Raw genomic sequence first — 18,175 nt, 5'->3', positions numbered from 1 at the left:
TAAATGACTTATTTCTCTTTCAGACCGGTCCAAATCAAGAATCGACTCCATAATCCGTTTAGAGACTTGCTTTGAGCCCTTTCATACTGCTTTTGGTAATCCATGGCCCCATGAGAGGAAGCGTCCGGATTGATGCTTTGATAAATCTCGCCCCAACCAGGGAATCCAAAGACAATGCGGTCATCGATGAACAAATCTGCATGTATTTTTCTACTTTGACCCGGTTCCAACTCTTCATTGGGATAACTACTATTAACGGCATAAAATTCCACACCTTTACTGCGGCAATATTCCACAGCTTCCTCCAACAAATGCCCATCTCTGTAGGTCCACAAAACCAACTGGTGACCGTCCTTCTGAAGCGCCCTGAGCGTTTCAAAGGCAAAGAATTTTTCTTTACCAATGGACGGATAGCGATGCTCAACAATAGTGCCATCAAAATCTACAGCAATAATCATAATCAATATTGGTTTTATTCTTCCTCTTTAAATTCATCCATTGACCCCAGTGGATCCAGCTCAAGAGCAATCTTTTCTTTGGTAGGAACATTCAGCAAATAGGCCACCAGCAACAGTAAGGTGATGTATAAAAATGACATATTGACCGAAAGCAAAAAGCCAATGAGTGACAATAAGGCCAGTGACTCGAGCAAAGCCACTTTAAAGATAAAACTATTTCTATAAAGTTTCATCTTACCTTTCCAATCCATATCCGCAGGAATGCGCCTGACTTTACGGTTGTGAAATACAAAACCCGAGGGTATTCCTGCCAGTGCCAATAGGATGATCACCGACTTGAGCGTTTCTATTTGATGCGGTGCCAGGGCAGCAACTCCCGCAAAGCGGGGAGCTAAAGCAACGGCCACAATGGTGAAAAGCACCATGGCGGCAAATATGGCCCAGTAAATTAATTGCAGGGCCTGTACACTTTTATCCTTCATTTTTTATTTTTATTAAATTTTTTCTGATGTATGACGGACGGCCTTCTATGCAGGCGAAACGACTTATTGGAAGGCATTAGAGCGATTTTTCAAAGGGCAGTCGGTTCACCAAAGAACGTCCCAGCGTCACTTCATCGGCATACTCCAACTCATCCCCAATGGCCACCCCCCGGGCTATGGTGGTCACATTCACTGCATCCTCTGAAATCTTCCTGTAAATATAAAAATTGGTTGTATCGCCTTCCATGGTAGCACTTAAAGCAAAAACCACCTCCTTGATTTCACCAGCCTTAACCCTTTCTACCAATGGCTGAATGGTTAAATCATCTGGTCCGATGCCTTCCATGGGGGAAATCACCCCTCCCAAAACGTGGTAGATGCCTTTAAATTGCTGCGTGTTTTCTATGGCCATTACATCCCGGATACTTTCAACCACACACACCAAAGAATGGTCGCGCTTCGGACTGGCACAAATGTCACAAACTTCAGCATCAGAAATATTAAAACAACTTTTACAATACTGAATTTCCTCCCGTAAAATCTTGATGGTATCGGCAAACCGCAGCACATCCGCCTTGTCCTCTTTAAGCACAAACAGGGCGAGCCGCATGGCCGTTTTTCGGCCAATGCCAGGCAAACGGGCCAACTCATTGACCGCATTTTCAAGAAGAACGGAAGGATATTGCGATGTATTCATGACCAAAACAAGACGTTAAATGAACCACAAAGGTAGTAAAAAAAGAACGCTTCTGATAAGTAGCGCACGACTCAAAAGCGGTGACTGCCAAAATGGAAAATTAAAGGAGTCTACTAATTTCGCGCGGTCGGCCATTCCGCTTTTTGACTTCACAAAATCATAATGAATGGGAACGGGGCGCGCAAAGATTCGAAGATTGACGAAGTCAATTGCAGACCGGTTTAACCAATTGAAAAATAAAGATCAACTTAATAAAATTTAAAATTCGTGGAATTCGTGGATAAAACACCTTTTGGTTGAAAAACTTAAAAAGCTTTTCTTTGTCAAAAAAAAGATGACCCCTTTATTAATCGGCTCCATCATAGGCGGCTACTTCCTGATATTGCTATTAATTGCCTGGACAACCGGCCGGAAGTCGGACAACGCCACCTTTTTCCTTGGAAACAGACGCTCACCCTGGTACATCGTGTCTATTGGCATGATTGGTTCATCCCTCTCTGGCGTCACTTTCATCTCCGTTCCCGGCTGGGTACAAACGCAACAATTCACCTATCTGCAAATGGTTGGGGGTTTTGTGCTGGGCTATATAGTGATTGCCAACATCCTTTTACCGCTCTACTACCGGCTCAACCTCACCTCCATCTATAGTTACCTGAACCAACGCTTTGGCTACTTTAGCTACAAATCAGGTTCCTTGCTGTTTTTAGCTTCCCGCACAGTGGGGTCGGCTGCCCGACTGTATCTCATGGCCAGCGTTCTGCAACTGGCCATTTTTGATGCCCTGGGTGTCCCCTTTTACCAGACAGTGATCATCGCTATTTCGCTCATCTGGTTGTACACCTTCAGGGGAGGTATCAAAACCATTATTTGGACGGACACTTTACAAACCCTATTGATGCTATCCGCCGTGGGCATCACCATTTACTATATTGGAGCATCCATGAATCTGGGCCTGAAAGGCATGGCTCAAACCATCATCGAAAGCGATTTATCGCGTGTTTTTGTGTGGGACGACTGGGGATCTTCCCGCCATTTTGTGAAGCAGTTTTTCTCAGGTGCATTTATTACCATCGTAATGACCGGTCTTGACCAGGACATGATGCAAAAGAACCTCTCTTGCAAAAATCTGAAGGATGCGCAAAAAAACATGTACTGGTACGGCATCGCCTTTTTGCCCGTGAACATCCTTTTTATGAGTCTGGGTGTTCTGCTGTTTTCCTTCATTGCGCAAAACGGCATCGTCGCCCCCGAGCGGGCCGACGATCTCTACCCCATGCTGGCCATGGGTGGCTACCTCCCCCCCATCGTGGGCATCTTATTTATTTTGGGATTGGTAGCCGCTGCCTATTCGAGTGCCGATTCTGCACTGACCTCGCTGACCACCTCTTTTTCACTGGACATTATGGAAATTGATAAAATGTCAGAAACCAAAGCGAAGAGGACCCGCGTCCTTACCCATATCGGTTTTACCGTCCTCACGGCGCTGGTCATATTGGTCTTTAGAATTTTAAACCAGGACAGCATCATAGACACCATTTACACCCTGGCAGGATATACTTACGGACTTACTGGGTCTCTATGCCTTTGGGCTATTCACCAAATATCAGGTGCATGACCAATTGGTACCCTTTGTAGCCATTATCCCCCCCTTAGTGACAGGACTTCTGGATTTCAACGCCAATAATTGGTTCGGCTTCCATCTGGGCTATGAAAAACTCATGCTCAACGGGGCCATCACCTTCTTCATGTTATGGCTGATGCGAAAAAAACAGGAAAAAACCATTTAGGATATTTGCATCCTGTTTGAACAGAACTTATCTTTGTCAACGGAAGCTGATTAAAATTAAGCTTAAGCAGCTTCTTAAGGTATGATTGATTGCTCAGTTAAAAAGGAAACGCATTATGACACAGTTTTTAATTATTCTCGCATTATCTATCTTTTTCTTATGTCTGGCGTTTTTAGGTTTGGCAGTAAAGACTTTCTTCAAAAAAGGCAGTCAACTGACAACCTGTAGCGGAGGTGGTTCAGGAGAAGGCTGCGGTTGTGGTACGCAAGCGTCTTCATGTGCAAGCACAGATTAAGAAACACACTGCTATCCAATAAAATGGTTGCCTTTTTCAAAAAGGGCAACCATTTTTTTATGCCAAAGGAAGATCTATTCCACCACCATCGTCTCAAAGCCTTCCGTTAAAAACACCTCATCACCAACATCTGTATGGTAAATAAAGCAGGCTTCAACATCAGGCAAACGATTTATCAAATCCTTGGAAGCCTCCAGACCCATCACCATGCAAGCCGTTGCGTAGGCATCAGCCTCCATACAACTGGGGGCAATAATGGATGCACTCAGTAAAGAGTGTTCCACCGGATACCCCGTTCTCGGGTCAATGGTATGGGCATACTTCTTTCCATCTTCCATATAAAAATTGCGGTAATTACCACTTGTCGCCAAAGCCCTGCCCGAAACCTCAATAATCATTTGAAACTCCCTTTGTGATGCTGTGGTATCATCTACCGGCTTATCGATGCCAATCCGCCAGGCAATTCCCCTTGAATTAATACCGGCCGTCACCACTTCACCGCCAATTTCAACCAAATAATTGGTAATGCCCTTTTGGGCCAAAAAGTCAGCCACTACATCAACGCCGTAACCTTTGGCAATGGCAGCCCCATCCAGCATTACACCCGGTTGCTTTTTAAGCACGCGTTCACCTTCCAGCCAAACTTGATCCATCCCTACCAGCAACAAAAGCCGGTCGATCAATTCATCCGATATATCTGAACGGTTTTGAAAACCAAAACCCCAGGCATTTACCAAAGGTCCCACCGTCATATCAAAGGCCCCATCCGTTTCATGGGTGATCCGCCGACCGGTCCTTAGTAATTGCTTGATATAGCGTCGGCCCGCACCGTTGAATCGTTATTGTTGATGCGACTGATAACCGAGAGGCTGTCATAGGTCGAGAGAGAGCTGTTAAAGTCGTTCAGCACCTCTTTAATGGCCAAATGATGATCTTCCCGCCCCTCGTACACCATTCGGTAACTGGTGCCGAAAACCAAGCCCTCATTCACAACATACTTTAAGGGAGGCTGGCATCCCCCCAAAACCAATAAAAGGCCTAAAAAGAAATATAATCCCCAGCGGCCCTTCAAAAAAGCTTCTCTCATCCTATAAATATTTAATGAAAACCTTGCGACCAAAAACAACAATGAACAGACACCCGTTCATCGCCTGAAGAAGGTTATCTGTTCATTGTGAAATGTTTATTTATTTTTATCTGCCAATAGCTCGCCAACGACTCGTAAACAGCTCGTAAATCTTTGACTTTAAGAGGCATACAATCAATGGTTGCACAAACAAAACTTACCGGCTATCAAGGATCTATTTCCACCCATCCACATAAGCCCCCATTTACCTCTCAACCCATTGACCTATCAACCTATCAACCTATCGACCTATCAACCTCTCAACCTCTCAACCTATTGACCTATCAACCTATTGACCTATCGACCTCTCAACCTATCGACCTAACGACCTAACAACCTAACAACCTACGACCCAAAATCGTCAAAGGCCACCATTTCATCGGGTACACCTAAATCGTAGAGCATCTTGGTGACAGCGGAATTCATCATCGGGGGTCCGCAGATATAGAATTCAATATCCTCAGGCTCCTCATGTTTAATCAGGTAGCGATCGTAAATCACCTGGTGAATAAACCCAACCGGTCCCTCCCAATTATCTTCAGGAAGCGGTTCAGAAAGCGCAATCGAAAACGTAAAGTTAGGAAACTCCTTTTCAATGGCGCGGAAATGCTCCTCGTAGAAAATCTCTTTTTTGGAACGGGCACCATACCAGAAAGTCACTTTGCGTCCGGTTTTCAGGGTATGGAACAGATGAAACAAATGAGAGCGCATCGGCGCCATACCGGCTCCACCACCAATGAACATCATTTCCCGCTCGGTCTCTTTCAGAAAGAACTCCCCATAAGGTCCGGAGATGGTCACCTTATCACCCGGCTTCCGTGAAAAGATAAAAGAAGAACACACGCCCGGATTCACATTCATAAATCCACCATTGACCCGATCGAAAGGCGGGGTGGCAATACGAATATTCAACATGATAATGTTGTTCTCAGCAGGGTGACTGGCCATGGAATAGGCTCGGAAAGTCGGTTCCGGATTTTTCATCTTAAGGTCAAACATCTTGAATTTCACCCATTCATCCCGGAACTTCTCATCCACATCCATGTCCTTGAAGTCCACATCAATTTTAGGCACATCAATCTGAATATAACCACCCGATTTAAAGTCCAGTGTTTCGCCCTCTGGCAACTTCACTACAAATTCCTTTATAAAAGTCGCCACGTTGTGGTTGGAAGAAACGGTACACTCCCATTTCTGAATCCCCAAAATTTCCTGGGGGATTTCCATCTGAATATCTTCCCGAACCTTCACCTGACAGGCCAGACGCCAATCGGAGCTCTGTTCCTTACGGGTAAAATAACCCGTTTCCGTCGGCAAAATGGATCCAGCACCATCGTGTACCTGACAACGGCACATGGCACAGGTACCACCTCCACCACAAGCGGATGGGAGGAAAATTTTATTACTACCGAGGGCAGACAGCAATGTTTGCCCCGCTCTACTGTCAATTTCTTTTCACCTTCATTAATATCGAGGGTGACGGTTCCGGAAGGTGTCAGTTTCTTTTTGGCGTAGAGCAGCACAGACACCAAAAGAAGCACCAGCAGAAGGAAAACAACAATACTGGAGGCAATGACAGAACCTTGTATAGCAAGAATAACGTTCATTATAAATATTTTTTCAGATACGGTTACAGTTTAATTCCCATGAAGCTCATGAAAGCAATGCCCATAAGCCCGGTCACAATAAAAGTAATACCCAGTCCACGCAAAGCAGGAGGCACATTGGAATACCTGATTTTTTCACGAATGGCGGCAATACCCACAATGGCCAACAACCAACCTACACCGGAACCCAGGCCAAAAACCGTTGCTTCTCCGATATTGGCATAAGCCCGTTCCTGCATAAACAAAGAACCACCAAGAATGGCACAGTTAACAGCGATCAGCGGCAGGAAAATACCCAGCGAGGTGTAAAGCGTCGGAGAAAATTTTTCAACGATCATCTCCACCAGCTGCACCATGGATGCAATCACGGCAATAAAGAGGATAAAACTCAGGAAACTCAGGTCGACTTCTTCAAATCCGGCGCCCAGCCAGGACAAAGCGCCTTCCTGCAACACATAATTCTCGAGCAAATAGTTCACCGGCACAGTAATACCCAGTACAAAAACAACTGCCATACCAAGTCCGAAAGAAGTCTTGACCGTTTTTGATACTGCCAGATAGGAACACATTCCCAGGAAGTAGGCAAAAACCATGTTATCAATAAAGATCGACTTGACAAATATATTAATATATTCCATTTCTTAATTTCTTATAAGATTAGTTGGATTCTACCAATGATTTATCTCTTGAACGTTGAACCCAGATAATGATACCGACCACAATCAAGGCCATGGGTGGTAAAATCATGAAACCATTGTTCACATACCCCCATTCGTAGAAGGCTGCAGGAATCACATTCAGGGTTCCTATACCGGGAAAGGACAAAGTACCGGAACCAAACAGTTCACGCACAAAACCCACGATGATCAGAATCAATCCGTATCCGGCCGCATTACCAATACCGTCCAAAATAGAAGGCCATGGTTTATTGCCCAAAGCAAAAGCCTCCAGACGTCCCATGATAATACAGTTGGTAATAATCAGTCCCACAAACACAGACAACTGCTGACTCACGTCATAGGCGTAGGCCTTAAGAATCTGATCTACGAGAATAACCAAGGCCGCCACAATAACCAGCTGAACGATGATTCGGATCCGCGACGGAATACTATTCCGGATCAAAGACACAATGAGATTGGCAAACACCAATACGAACACCACTGAGAGAGCCATCACAATGGAAGGCTCCAGTTTGGCTGTCACCGCCAGTGCCGAACAGATACCCAATACCTGAACAGGAATCGGGTTCTGCGAACCAAGCGGTGCAGTTATCAGCTTCATATTTTTAGCTGAAAATAAAGGTTCTTTTTCACTACTCATGACGCTCCCTTTCTATTTTTTTTAAGAATTGCTCGTAACCTTCGAAAAAGGAACTCAGCATGTTTTGGAGTCCCTCACTGGTAATGGTTCCTCCTGAAACAGCATCCACAGCCGACTTGGCATCATCCGGTGCACCGCCTTTTACAACAGCCACGCTAACAAGCTCTCCGTTAGAATTAAAAATCTCTTTACCTTTAAACTGTGCCTGAAAACCGTCATTGGCTATTTCAGCCCCCAGTCCGGGTGTTTCACTCTTATGACCAAAAGTGGCTCCATAAATGGTTTCACCATCATCATTCAGCGAAACATACCCCCATAGAGGTCCCCAAAGTCCATTGCCCCTGAATTGTAGAACATATTTTAGTTCTCCACTCTCTAAACGGGCTTCATAAACCGGGTACAAGCGTTCCTCAAGAGGTTTACGAACCTCCTTGGCCAGGTCCACATCGAAGGCAACCCCATCGACTTTTTCACCCTGAAAATTGACGATATAACTGGCCTCTCCAATAATCTCTTCATATTTAGCCTCCGCATCCTTGCTGGTAGAAGCAATATTAACAGACTGAAGAATATCCGTTTTTTTAGCCACCATTTCATTACGCACCTGACGTGGTTTAAGTCCCTGCGACACCAAAGCCAGTGTCGAAGCAACAATTATCACCATTACAGCGGCATAAATGAAAGTGTACAAATTACCTTGTTTGTCCATTGTAATATCTTTTTTCTTATGCTTTAACAACTGCTCTATTTAGTCTCCTTTTGATATGGGCGTCCACCACAAAATGGTCGATCAGGGGCGCAAAAGTATTCATTAACAGAATCGCCAGCATCATGCCCTCTGGGTATGCCGGGTTAAACACCCGAATCAGTATGGCAAAAACACCTATCAAAAAGCCATAGATCCATTTACCGGCTTCTGTACGGGTAGCCGATACCGGATCAGTAGCCATAAATACAGCACCAAAAGCAAATCCGCCCAGTGTTAGATGGTGAAGGGCATCTACCTGCATCATGCTGTTTAGCCCAAACATATTAAACACCAGACCCATTAAATAACCACCGGCAAAAACGGACACCATAACCTTCCAGCTGCCAACACCTGTAAAAATAAGCATCAACCCGCCAATAAGAATGGCCAGTGTAGAAGTTTCACCGATGGAACCGGGGATGGTCCCCAAAAAGCTTTCCCAAAGCGAAAACTGTTCAATATTTCCCTGAACAGCTGCTGCCAAAGCCGTAGCCCCGGTAGTGGCATCCAATCCTTCCATGCCCGACAATCCGGATATCCATACCAGGTCACCTGACATATCTGCCGGATAGGCAAAGAAGAGAAAAGCCCTGGCCAAGAGTGCCGGGTTCCAGATATTCATTCCTGTACCGCCAAACACTTCCTTACCAATAATAACCGCAAATGCAGTAGCTACAGCCACCATCCAAAGCGGAATATCCACCGGCAATATTAAAGGAATCAGCATACCGGACACCAAAAATCCTTCATTCACCTCATGACCGCGCATCTGCGCAAAGGCAAATTCAATGGCCAGACCTGTACCATAGGAAACCACAATAATGGGCACGACCTTCAGCGCACCGTGTAAAACCTGCTCCCAGAAACCAACTTCCTGACCCAAAACCATAAAATGCTGATAACCGGCGTTCCAGATACCAAACAACAAAGCGGGTACCAAGGCCAGCACTACCATGATCATGGTCCGCTTCATATCAATGGCATCCCGAACATGCACCCCGTTTTGATTGGTTTTATCGGGGACAAACAACAAGGTTTCGAATGCATCATAAGTTGAATGAAGCATTTCAAACCTCCCCCCCTTCGAGACATGGGGTTTGATATTATCCAGTAATTTTCTTAATGCCTTCATTAGAAATTATTTTGATTGTCTTTGATTTTAACTTGTCCTTCTATATGAGCATGCGCCGGCCTGAGCCGGCTGCAACATCAGCCCAGTTCTTTTATCATCAGATCAATACCCTTGCGCAGAATCGACTGTAGCTCCATTTTTGAAGTATCCACAAATTCACACAAAGCTATATCCTCTTCAACCACCTCATAGATGCCCAATTGCTCCATTTTATCAATATCGTCAACCAAAATAGCCTTAATTAAAAATTCAGGCAAAAGATCCATCGGCAGCACCTTCTCAAATTTGCCCGACATCACAATGGCGCGCTCACCCCCATGCATATTGGCATTGAGTTTATATAGCTTGTTCTTGTTCATCCAGCTAAAGAAAGTGCGGGAAACACTGAATTTTCCAAACCCGGGCAGGCCCATCCCAAAAATTCATGTTCGGCACCTTCCGGAATTACGGTAACCTGAGAATGATAAAATCCCAGATATCCGTCTGATCCCACCTGGTCGCCCGTGAGCACATTGCCCGAGATGATGCGCAAATCTCCCTCTGTTAATCCCTGGGCCACAATTTCTGAAACGGAAGCCCCTAAACGATAGCGAAGATAGCCCGGCTTCAACACCTCTGACCCGGTCACCGCAATCACACGGGAAAAATCATGCTTTCCCTGTGAGAACAATAAACCGATGGAGACGATCTCCTGAGCTGAATCACCCACACTTTTTCTCCCTTATTAATGGGGGCAATGTGGTGAATCTGAATGCCTACATTCCCGGCCGGTGGGGCCCTGAAAAGGTGTGTAGCTGAACGCCTTCGAGACTATTATACAACTTAGAGGCAGAATCGTTACTAACGCCGAGATGAACCTCCGGAGCCAGCTTTTTCAATACTTCAATACCCGTCTTGAAAGCCGCTTCCTGTCCCGTTAATACAAAATCCATATCCGGCGCCAGAGGCGCTGAGTCAAATCCGGAAATAAAAATGGCCTTAGGTGTTTCTTGCGAATTGGCAATAACATCATAAGGCCGTTGGCGCAAATAGGGCCATGCACCACTTTCCAAAAGGCGATTAACGATGGCGTCCCGATCTAAGGAGGCAGGGTCTGCTTTCCCAAAATCGATGTATTCATCTTTTCCGTCATTCTCAACAATCACCTCAAGAATGCGACGACGCTCGCCCCGGTTAACCGTTTTAAGCGTACCACTCACCGGTGAAACAAACTTAACCTCGGGATGATACTTGTCGTAGAAAAGTACCGTCCCAATTTTTACCGCTTCACCTTCCTTTACGACCACTTTGGGCGTAATTCCATGAAAGTCGATAGGCTTAACAGCAAATAAACCAGGCAATTGAGTTTGTCCGAAAACCGTTTCGGCCTTTCCCGCCAGCGGGATATCCAGCCCCTTCTTTATTTTTATCACCTCAGACATACTTGAATTATATTTGAATTTGATGCCAAAATTACATAAAATAATATGTTTTCCATATTATTGTAGTGTAGAAACCATTTCATTATGAGCACAAATAATTTATACAAAAAAGTCCTAAATCTCTCTAAACGGTTCAAATTGAACCATTACAGAAATTTATCTTTAAATAATGGGATATGGGCCCTGTTTCTTTTTGCTATTTTTAACATTTCAAGCCTGCAAAAAGTTCAAGCCCAGACACCCATGGCGGAATATATTTCGCCTGCCCTTAAAACGGTTCAATTTCACCGTCAGGGATGGCCTTTCTCTTATCCCCTTATCCGCCTGGATAGCGACCAGCGTCTGCAACTCTCTTTTGATGAACCTGGCAGCTCAACAAAAAGGTATCAATACACCATCATCCACTGCAATGCCAACTGGGCGCCCTCACCCTTGATGCCCACCGACTTTATAAGAGGGAATTCCATACTTCCCATTACAGATTACCAATACGCCTTTAACACCACCTTTGATTACGTTCATTACCGACTCACCTTCCCCAATGAGTCGATACAGCCCCTGCGTTCGGGCAACTACATGCTGGTGGTGTTCGAAGATTATGACCAGGAAAACCCGGTGCTGACAAAGAAATTTATGGTACACGAGCCCAAAGTCAATATCCTGACCCACATTAAAAACACGGCCCAATCCGCCATCAGAGGGTCGCATCAGGAAATAAATTTTGAAATAGATTATGAGGCTTCACCATTCATAATCCCAATGAGAACATCTCTGTGACCATTATGCAAAACGGACGAACCGACAATCAGATCACCGGTCTGAAACCCCAATTTTTCAGTGGCGACATAATGGATTTCAACTATACAAGGGAAACCATCATGGAAGGTGGCAACGAATTCCGCTACCTGGATATCCGCAGTACCCGTTTCTATACCGACCGGGTAGAGGACATTGAATTGGTGGATCCCTTTTTTCATGTGACCGCCGTGCCCGACTTTCCCCGGAACCCTTCCTCCTACCAATACCGACAGGATTTAAACGGCCGCTATTACATTGAGGTGGACGATAAAGACAACGACGATCTGGAGGCCGACTACCTCTTTGTCCATTTCCGCCTGATGACCGACCGTCCCCAGCCATCACAGAAAGTTTTCCTTAATGGGGCCCTGACCAACTGGGCGCTGAACAGTCAATCCGAAATGGAATTCGATGCCGACATCAATGCCTACCGGATATCCTTACTATTGAAACAGGGCTACTACAACTACCAGTTTCTGGTAGTTGAACAGGGCGAAACAGCGGGCCAGCTGTTTCCCATGGAAAACAGCTTTCACGAAACCGAAAACGACTATCTCATCCTGGTCTATTACAAAAATTTTAACGACCGTACGCATCGCTTAATTGGCTCACAACTGGTGAACTCGATGAGACGGAATGAGTAAAACAGAACACTGACAAAATTCATAGCACCAGGCATACGTTTTATTTATCTTTAGATAGTCTTTTTAAGAAAGCCTTGTCTTTGACGCCTTCTTACAAAAGACTGAAAATTGATTTTTTTATTGATCGTAGATAAAACATAAAAGCTTAATACTATGCCTAAAGGAATTTTCAATGTGCCGACCGCTCAAAACGAGCCCATTTACAGTTATGCACCCGGCTCTCCCGAACGCGCATCTCTGCAACAACAACTGGATGCCTACCTCTCCACCACCCTGGATATCCCCATGGTCATTGGCGGCGAAGAAGTTCGTACGGACCATACCATTTCCATACATCCGCCACACAACATCCAACATACCCTGGGACATTACCATCAGGGTGATGAAACAGACATTTACCGCGCCATTGATGCGGCCCAGGGCGCCCACCAAAAATGGGCGGATCTGGCTTGGGAACACCGGGCCTCCATATTCCTGAAGGCAGCCGATCTTATTGCCGGTCCCTACCGCGACAAAATCAATGCGGCCACCATGTTGGGGCAATCGAAAAACGCCTTCCAGGCAGAAATAGATGCGGCCTGTGAGTTGGTCGATTTTCTCCGCTTCAATGTAAATTACATGACCCAAATTTATGCCGACCAGCCGGCCTCTTCCCCGGGTGTATGGAATCGGGTAGAGTACCGTCCGCTGGAAGGTTTTGTATTTGCCTTAACCCCATTCAATTTCACCTCCATTGCCGGCAATTTACCATCCGCTCCGGCCATGATGGGCAATGTCGTCATCTGGAAACCCTCCAAAACCGCCGTTTATTCGGCCCATATCATCATGGAAGTATTCAGGGAAGCAGGCGTGCCGGATGGCGTTATTAACCTGGTGTTTGCTTCCGGACCAGTGGCCGCAAGGGTTATTTTTGATCATCCCGATTTTGCCGGCATTCATTTTACAGGTTCCACGGCCGTGTTTCAGGACATATGGAAAACCATCGGCAACAACATCCTTAAATACAAAACCTATCCACGCATTGTGGGTGAAACCGGCGGCAAGGACTTTGTGATAGCCCACAAAAGCTGTGACGCCCGGGCAGTGGCTACAGCTCTTACCCGCGGGGCCTTTGAATACCAGGGACAAAAATGTTCTGCGGCCTCCAGAGCCTATTTGCCCGCCAGCAAATGGTCCGAAATTAAAGAACACTTCCTGGGACAACTGAAGGACCTAACCATGGGAGATCCTTGCGACTTTTCGCATTTCGTCAATGCGGTAATTGATGAGGCCTCATTTGACAAACTGGCAGGTGAAATAAAAGCCGCACAGGCGGCGCCTGAAGCAGAAATTCTTTTTGGCGGGCGTTGCGACAAAACAGTGGGTTATTTCATTGAACCCACGGTGATATTGACCACGGACCCGCTTTACCGCACCATGCAGGAAGAGCTTTTTGGTCCCGTGCTGACCATCTATATCTATGACGACCAAAAACTCGACGAAACCCTTGACCTGCTGGACAAGACCTCCATCTATGCCCTGACCGGAGCCGTGTTTGCGCAGGACCGGTATGTGATAGAAAAAATCACCCGACGATTGGCCAATGCCGCGGGCAATTTCTACATCAACGACAAGCCCACCGGCGCTGTAGTGGGCCAGCAGCCTTTTGGCGGAGCCAGAGGTTCCGGCACCAACGACAAAGCCGGCTCCTACCTGAACATGCTGCGCTGGGTTTCCCCCGCACCATCAAAGAAAACTTCAACCCACCCCACGATTATAAATATCCCTTTATGAAGATTTAAAATATTATCAAAATATTCCCTTACTTTTGCACTTAAGAAACGGTATAAATTTGATACCGTTTCAACGGATTTTTATATGAAATCATGAGCTGGAAGGAAAAAGTAAATATTGTTCTCCCCTTGTTACGTAACAAATACGTAATAACCGGCTTGGTATTTATGGTCTGGATAGGCTTTTTCGATCAAAACAATCTGGTTGACAGGTTTTCACTGAACAGCCGCATCAGCGATCTGGAAAAGCAACGTACGCATTACCAGGCGCAAATAGAAGACAACATCAACCGCATGGAAGAACTCAAAGGCAGCCACGAGAACCTGGAGAAATTTGCCCGCGAGCAATATTTGATGAAAAGGCCCGATGAGGAACTGTTCATCATCATAGAAGAATAATTGACTGAATTATGACCAAAGTGCTTTCGACATCCTATTACCTGGGGATGGTAGTCCTGTTAACAGGCATTATTTTACATTTGGCAGAACTGGAATATGCTTTTTGGATTTACCTTATCGGATTAATTCCGGTATTTGGCGTCCGAGCTTTCAATCTGATAGTAGGGAAACCGGAAAATTTTAGAAAAAATGTGATATTGGTGCTTAGCGCCTTTGCGCTAACAATGGCCGGGGGTGCCATGTTCTACGAGAGAACCTACTGGGTCATATTTATCGCCATTTCGGCCGTGCTGGACATGTACATCAGCTTTCGAAAGTTCAGCTGATGAAAGCCGGATTTTCCACCTCCATGCTTCTGTAATACGCCAACAGTTCGGTCTCCAGTAAAAATTCATCGGTAGCCACACCCCTCCGTTCCAGCAATGCCAGCGCCATATCAAACACGGGCGCCTTTTCGAAGAAGTGTTCATGAACATAGTTGAGATACTTCACCACTTTAAAAGCGTTAAACACTTCAAAAAAACGCTTATCAAACCCTTCCTGCCGGGCACAATCTTTTTTAAGAACCGCCAGCTCATCAAAGAAACGGGAATTCAACAAAAAGCTGCGCATGGGGCCGGATAATTGATAGGTCCAGTTCTCATATGCATCCGCCTCCAAGGCAAACAGATCACTTTTTCGTTCGAAAAACACGCGCAAATCTTCAAAGGCCTTTAAGTTATAAGTGACCTCCACATTACCCCGGCCATCCAGATGACCCGTAATAGCCGCACCTGTGCCAAATATCACCCGGTCGGATGGTCTGGGAGACGGGTACACCACCGTGGAAGAAATCTCACCAAAACCACCCAGTGGAATCAGCTTCTGCAAAAAATAAAAATCTTCCCCGGCCTGCTTTCGCGGCATGCCTCCGGCACGCGCGTAGGCCACTGCCCGCATGGCCATAGCTGATCCCATTGAATGAAAGGCAAAAGGAAAACCTGCATATCTGTGCGCTTGCATGTAATAGCGTAAATGCAGTTCATACTTGGTAATCCCTTCATAGACCTCAGGGGCGAAAAGCCGGCCCTCCAAAGCATGTTCAAAATAAATATTGGCTCCCAGTCTTGAGGGGTTTTCAAACCATCGCTCAATGGCTGTAAAATAGTCGGATCGAACGCTCGTATCTGCATCCAGCGTAACCAGAATACCTTCCGGATGGTCCTCCCGATGAAACAGCTGCACCGTCGCATCCATCCCGATTTTCCGTGCCAGTCCCGCCCCAAAATGCTTGGCCGACAGTCGGTAGGCCTCCAACACCTCCACCTCTATCCAGTCAGGCGCCATGGGTGCCAAAACCTCTCGAACCCGTTGGGCACACCATTCCTGTCGCTCGACCAATTCAACCGCATCCTTTTCCGAGGCATTAAAAACCACCACCACACCCACTTTTCCTTTAGGCTGCTGACAGGCATATAAGGCGTTCAGCGTATCAAACAAAAATCCCTCCTCCTTGTAAGCAGGAATAACCACTACCATAGCCGCATCGGACAGATGGCTCAAAGTACCATATTTGAGCGGATGACGGGTCAAATACTTACCGAGAAGATGGGCGTTAACAGTCATGACCGAAAAGCAGTTTACTTAATAATAAAAAAAGGGACTGCCCCGATGGATAGCCCCTGTTAAGAAAATTATTACAGCGCGTTATTGCTTCGACGCTTCATAACGCAGATTGAGTATGCGTACCACTTCATCAGTAATATCCAACTCAGGCTCAGCATAAAGCAGATTATCACCCATGGTGTTGCTTAAAACCATTTTATAGGCCTTGTCCTTGCAATACACATCCAGAAAACTGGTAATGGTATCCCGCAATTGCTGATTCATACGATCCTGGTGAACCATTAATTCATTAGAAAAGCGCGTATTCAACTCCTGAAGCTCCTGCTCCTTTTGGCGCAAACGACGCTCTTCACTTTGAGCTCTTTCCAAAGATAAAAATCCATTGTTCTGAACCTTCCTCTGAAATTCCACCATATCCTGCTGAAAAACCTTTGCTCTTTCATTAAAATCGGTCCGTGAAGACTCCTCTTTTTTAATGAGTTCTTCGCTCATTTGACGAGCAAATTCATACCTGATAATCAGCGAATCTGTATTCACATAAACAATTCCACTATCAGCCGCAACTTCCTGATCTTTGGTTCCGGACTCCCCGGAATCCCCTTTACCATCCGTCAAAACTATTACAAACAAAGCAATAACAGATACTATCAGAATAACATTGACAATTAATGATGCATTTTTCATACGTTCCACCATGTAGTTTACCTTAGTTTTTTAACGAGAACAAATATAACTTTATAACACACATATAAAAACAGTTTTCCGGCGAAATTTCGAAATTGTTCACAAAATTGGTTAAAATAATTTTCGTCGTTGCGGTCGATAATTAGAACGACCTTCTCCCAATCCATAAGCCGGCTCACTACAAGGAATGGGACCCCTTGGCGGATTGACTACCGGGCCACGGTTAAAGCGATAAATCAGCGAAAACTCATTGCTCCCACCTGTATAACCCGCCAGTCCGGAAAGTGTCAAATCATAACTATAGGCAAAATGAATGGTGCCGACATTGATGCCCAGACTAAATATCAAAGCATCGTTATTGGTCAGCGTTTCACTGCTAACACCGGGGATGCCTCTGTACCATAAACCGACTTCAATGGGATTGGTGTACCAATAGGCCCCTATATCCAACTGCTGAAAGGACATTTGCCGACGGTACATGAAGGCCAGCGTAGCACTTTGCTCATCCCGAAAACGACTACCGGCTGGTAAATCCACTTACCACCCCCAAAAACAGTTGTCTTAAGGGGTAAAGGAGATTCAATATCGGTAAAGCCCACATCGTTCTTCACGAGATGATCCAGGGTGAAACCGGTCCAGAAAAAATCACTGTAAACCATCGCAGAGGCAGAAGCATCCAATTTTTTATACTGCTCTATGGGGAACTCTGCATTGATCCAGGGAAAGGTCTCTCCACCCGGACCTACCTGAGATAAACGAGAGGGATCAATTTTACGTTCCGCATATTGAAATTGCAGACCGGGCCGCACAAAAATATCCTCCGTGACCGCCAGCTCATAGGCATAAACAATCCCCAGATTCTGCGTCACCAATTGTCCACCCCCTGATCATCGCGTAAAAACAACAAACCTACCCCACTGTTATAACCACTCAGGTATTCATCGTAAGAAAAAGCATAGGTACGAAAAGTATTGGCAACACCCGGCCATTGGTCCCTGTAATTCAGGGCCAGTCGGCCACCACTGGTAAAACCCGCAAAAGACGGACTCAAATAAAGCGGAGAAGAATAGACCTGTGAAAAAGACACATCCTGCCCCATGAGTCTGCTATTACCCAGCAGACCCAGAAGCAAAATGGTCATGGTTAAATATTTCAAATCTTTCTTCTTTATAGAATACACCATTATAATTATTCTAAAAC

At 45.6% G+C, this 18,175-nt stretch carries 24 protein-coding genes and 2 pseudogenes; 8 read left to right on the top strand and 18 right to left on the bottom strand.

Going from position 1 to position 18,175, the window contains the following annotated elements; translation table 11 throughout:
- Nucleotides 1-8: 8 nt before the first annotated feature.
- From JCM15548_RS00965 to recR, 3 genes are all read right to left on the bottom strand, one after another.
- Nucleotides 9-458 (bottom strand): BT0820 family HAD-type phosphatase, encoded by a 450-nt coding sequence (locus JCM15548_RS00965; RefSeq protein WP_062122040.1) that lies wholly within the window; start codon nt 456-458, stop codon nt 9-11.
- A 14-nt stretch (nt 459-472) separates the two neighbouring features.
- The gene (locus JCM15548_RS00960; RefSeq protein ID WP_062122039.1) at nt 473-940 is read right to left on the bottom strand and encodes a hypothetical protein; all 468 of its coding nucleotides are present in this window, start codon (nt 938-940) and stop codon (nt 473-475) included.
- A 76-nt stretch (nt 941-1,016) separates the two neighbouring features.
- Complete coding sequence (gene recR, locus JCM15548_RS00955; RefSeq protein ID WP_062122038.1) at nt 1,017-1,637, bottom strand: recombination mediator RecR; 621 nt, start codon at nt 1,635-1,637, stop codon at nt 1,017-1,019.
- A 334-nt stretch (nt 1,638-1,971) separates the two neighbouring features.
- Between recR and JCM15548_RS00950 the strand changes: the two genes are divergently transcribed.
- The 3 genes from JCM15548_RS00950 to JCM15548_RS21405 all read left to right on the top strand — a co-directional run bounded on the left by JCM15548_RS00950 (nt 1,972) and on the right by JCM15548_RS21405 (nt 3,719).
- Entirely contained in the window at nt 1,972-3,252 is a 1,281-nt protein-coding gene (locus JCM15548_RS00950) for a sodium:solute symporter (RefSeq protein ID WP_369403656.1), read from the top strand.
- On the top strand, nt 3,245-3,424 hold the full coding sequence (locus JCM15548_RS26045; RefSeq protein WP_369403655.1) for a hypothetical protein: 180 nt from the start codon (nt 3,245-3,247) through the stop codon (nt 3,422-3,424). The genes JCM15548_RS00950 and JCM15548_RS26045 overlap by 8 nt, the downstream gene beginning before the upstream one ends.
- A 115-nt stretch (nt 3,425-3,539) precedes the next feature.
- Entirely contained in the window at nt 3,540-3,719 is a 180-nt protein-coding gene (locus JCM15548_RS21405) for a hypothetical protein (RefSeq protein WP_157482297.1), read from the top strand.
- A gap of 74 nt (nt 3,720-3,793) precedes the next feature.
- On the opposite strand, the gene JCM15548_RS00945 is transcribed toward JCM15548_RS21405, so the two are convergent.
- The 10 genes and pseudogenes from JCM15548_RS00945 to JCM15548_RS22460 form a co-directional block, all read right to left on the bottom strand.
- Nucleotides 3,794-4,471: an FAD:protein FMN transferase gene (locus JCM15548_RS00945; protein ID WP_262486837.1), complete on the bottom strand. Its 678-nt coding sequence runs from the start codon at nt 4,469-4,471 to the stop codon at nt 3,794-3,796.
- Nucleotides 4,472-4,515: 44 nt separating this feature from the next.
- Nucleotides 4,516-4,806 carry an FAD:protein FMN transferase gene (locus JCM15548_RS22475; RefSeq protein ID WP_227625278.1) on the bottom strand — a complete coding sequence of 97 codons (291 nt, stop codon included), beginning with the start codon at nt 4,804-4,806 and terminating at the stop codon, nt 4,516-4,518.
- Between the two features lie 384 nt (nt 4,807-5,190).
- The gene (nqrF, locus tag JCM15548_RS00940) at nt 5,191-6,270 is read right to left on the bottom strand and encodes an NADH:ubiquinone reductase (Na(+)-transporting) subunit F (protein WP_262486836.1); all 1,080 of its coding nucleotides are present in this window, start codon (nt 6,268-6,270) and stop codon (nt 5,191-5,193) included.
- Between the two features lie 205 nt (nt 6,271-6,475).
- Nucleotides 6,476-7,090 carry an NADH:ubiquinone reductase (Na(+)-transporting) subunit E gene (nqrE, locus tag JCM15548_RS00935; RefSeq protein ID WP_062122037.1) on the bottom strand — a complete coding sequence of 205 codons (615 nt, stop codon included), beginning with the start codon at nt 7,088-7,090 and terminating at the stop codon, nt 6,476-6,478.
- Nucleotides 7,091-7,109: 19 nt separating this feature from the next.
- Nucleotides 7,110-7,733 (bottom strand): NADH:ubiquinone reductase (Na(+)-transporting) subunit D, encoded by a 624-nt coding sequence (locus JCM15548_RS00930; RefSeq protein WP_227625277.1) that lies wholly within the window; start codon nt 7,731-7,733, stop codon nt 7,110-7,112.
- 31 nt (nt 7,734-7,764) lie between these two features.
- Entirely contained in the window at nt 7,765-8,481 is a 717-nt protein-coding gene (gene nqrC / locus JCM15548_RS00925; protein WP_062122035.1) for an NADH:ubiquinone reductase (Na(+)-transporting) subunit C, read from the bottom strand.
- 16 nt (nt 8,482-8,497) lie between these two features.
- On the bottom strand, nt 8,498-9,652 hold the full coding sequence (locus tag JCM15548_RS00920) for an NADH:ubiquinone reductase (Na(+)-transporting) subunit B (protein WP_062122034.1): 1,155 nt from the start codon (nt 9,650-9,652) through the stop codon (nt 8,498-8,500).
- 77 nt (nt 9,653-9,729) lie between these two features.
- Nucleotides 9,730-10,011, bottom strand: a complete 282-nt coding sequence (locus JCM15548_RS22470) for a hypothetical protein (RefSeq protein ID WP_227625276.1) — start codon at nt 10,009-10,011, stop codon at nt 9,730-9,732.
- The gene (locus tag JCM15548_RS22465; RefSeq protein WP_227625275.1) at nt 10,008-10,361 is read right to left on the bottom strand and encodes a hypothetical protein; all 354 of its coding nucleotides are present in this window, start codon (nt 10,359-10,361) and stop codon (nt 10,008-10,010) included. Before JCM15548_RS22465 ends, JCM15548_RS22470 begins: the two co-directional genes overlap by 4 nt.
- Nucleotides 10,286-11,073: pseudogene (locus JCM15548_RS22460) on the bottom strand (hypothetical protein). The gene JCM15548_RS22465 and the pseudogene JCM15548_RS22460 overlap by 76 nt, the downstream one beginning before the upstream one ends.
- 84 nt (nt 11,074-11,157) lie before the next feature.
- Here JCM15548_RS22460 and JCM15548_RS26670 point away from each other — a divergent pair.
- The 4 genes and pseudogenes from JCM15548_RS26670 to JCM15548_RS00890 all read left to right on the top strand — a co-directional run bounded on the left by JCM15548_RS26670 (nt 11,158) and on the right by JCM15548_RS00890 (nt 15,012).
- Nucleotides 11,158-12,515: pseudogene (locus JCM15548_RS26670) on the top strand (type IX secretion system plug protein).
- Nucleotides 12,516-12,668: 153 nt separating this feature from the next.
- A complete protein-coding gene (pruA, locus tag JCM15548_RS00900; RefSeq protein ID WP_227625274.1) occupies nt 12,669-14,288 on the top strand; it encodes an L-glutamate gamma-semialdehyde dehydrogenase in 1,620 nt (539 codons plus the stop codon).
- 92 nt (nt 14,289-14,380) lie between these two features.
- Entirely contained in the window at nt 14,381-14,686 is a 306-nt protein-coding gene (locus JCM15548_RS00895) for an FtsB family cell division protein (protein ID WP_062122031.1), read from the top strand.
- A gap of 11 nt (nt 14,687-14,697) precedes the next feature.
- Nucleotides 14,698-15,012, top strand: a complete 315-nt coding sequence (locus tag JCM15548_RS00890; protein WP_062122030.1) for a hypothetical protein — start codon at nt 14,698-14,700, stop codon at nt 15,010-15,012.
- Here the strand turns inward: JCM15548_RS00890 and JCM15548_RS00885 are convergent.
- The 4 genes from JCM15548_RS00885 to JCM15548_RS24900 all read right to left on the bottom strand — a co-directional run bounded on the left by JCM15548_RS00885 (nt 15,005) and on the right by JCM15548_RS24900 (nt 17,790).
- Nucleotides 15,005-16,291, bottom strand: coding sequence for a glycosyltransferase family 2 protein (locus JCM15548_RS00885; protein ID WP_062122029.1), 1,287 nt, complete (start codon nt 16,289-16,291; stop codon nt 15,005-15,007). The genes JCM15548_RS00890 and JCM15548_RS00885 overlap by 8 nt on opposite strands.
- 81 nt (nt 16,292-16,372) lie before the next feature.
- Nucleotides 16,373-16,975 (bottom strand): OmpH/Skp family outer membrane protein, encoded by a 603-nt coding sequence (locus JCM15548_RS00880; RefSeq protein WP_062122106.1) that lies wholly within the window; start codon nt 16,973-16,975, stop codon nt 16,373-16,375.
- Between the two features lie 111 nt (nt 16,976-17,086).
- Nucleotides 17,087-17,455 carry a type IX secretion system membrane protein PorP/SprF gene (locus JCM15548_RS24905; protein WP_305047366.1) on the bottom strand — a complete coding sequence of 123 codons (369 nt, stop codon included), beginning with the start codon at nt 17,453-17,455 and terminating at the stop codon, nt 17,087-17,089.
- A complete protein-coding gene (locus JCM15548_RS24900; protein WP_500778312.1) occupies nt 17,416-17,790 on the bottom strand; it encodes a type IX secretion system membrane protein PorP/SprF in 375 nt (124 codons plus the stop codon). Before JCM15548_RS24900 ends, JCM15548_RS24905 begins: the two co-directional genes overlap by 40 nt.
- Between JCM15548_RS24900 and JCM15548_RS26665 the strand changes: the two genes are divergently transcribed.
- Nucleotides 17,761-17,862 (top strand): DUF2740 family protein, encoded by a 102-nt coding sequence (locus JCM15548_RS26665; RefSeq protein ID WP_500778311.1) that lies wholly within the window; start codon nt 17,761-17,763, stop codon nt 17,860-17,862. The two genes, JCM15548_RS24900 and JCM15548_RS26665, sit on opposite strands and share 30 nt — an antisense overlap.
- On the opposite strand, the gene JCM15548_RS24895 is transcribed toward JCM15548_RS26665, so the two are convergent.
- Nucleotides 17,841-18,158 (bottom strand): type IX secretion system membrane protein PorP/SprF, encoded by a 318-nt coding sequence (locus tag JCM15548_RS24895; protein ID WP_062122026.1) that lies wholly within the window; start codon nt 18,156-18,158, stop codon nt 17,841-17,843. The genes JCM15548_RS26665 and JCM15548_RS24895 overlap by 22 nt on opposite strands.
- Nucleotides 18,159-18,175 lie beyond the last annotated feature (17 nt).

It is taken from the genome of Geofilum rubicundum JCM 15548, assembly GCF_000974365.1.
Classification (GTDB): domain Bacteria; phylum Bacteroidota; class Bacteroidia; order Bacteroidales; family Marinilabiliaceae; genus Geofilum; species Geofilum rubicundum.
This window is presented reverse-complemented; position numbering and strand designations above follow the sequence as displayed.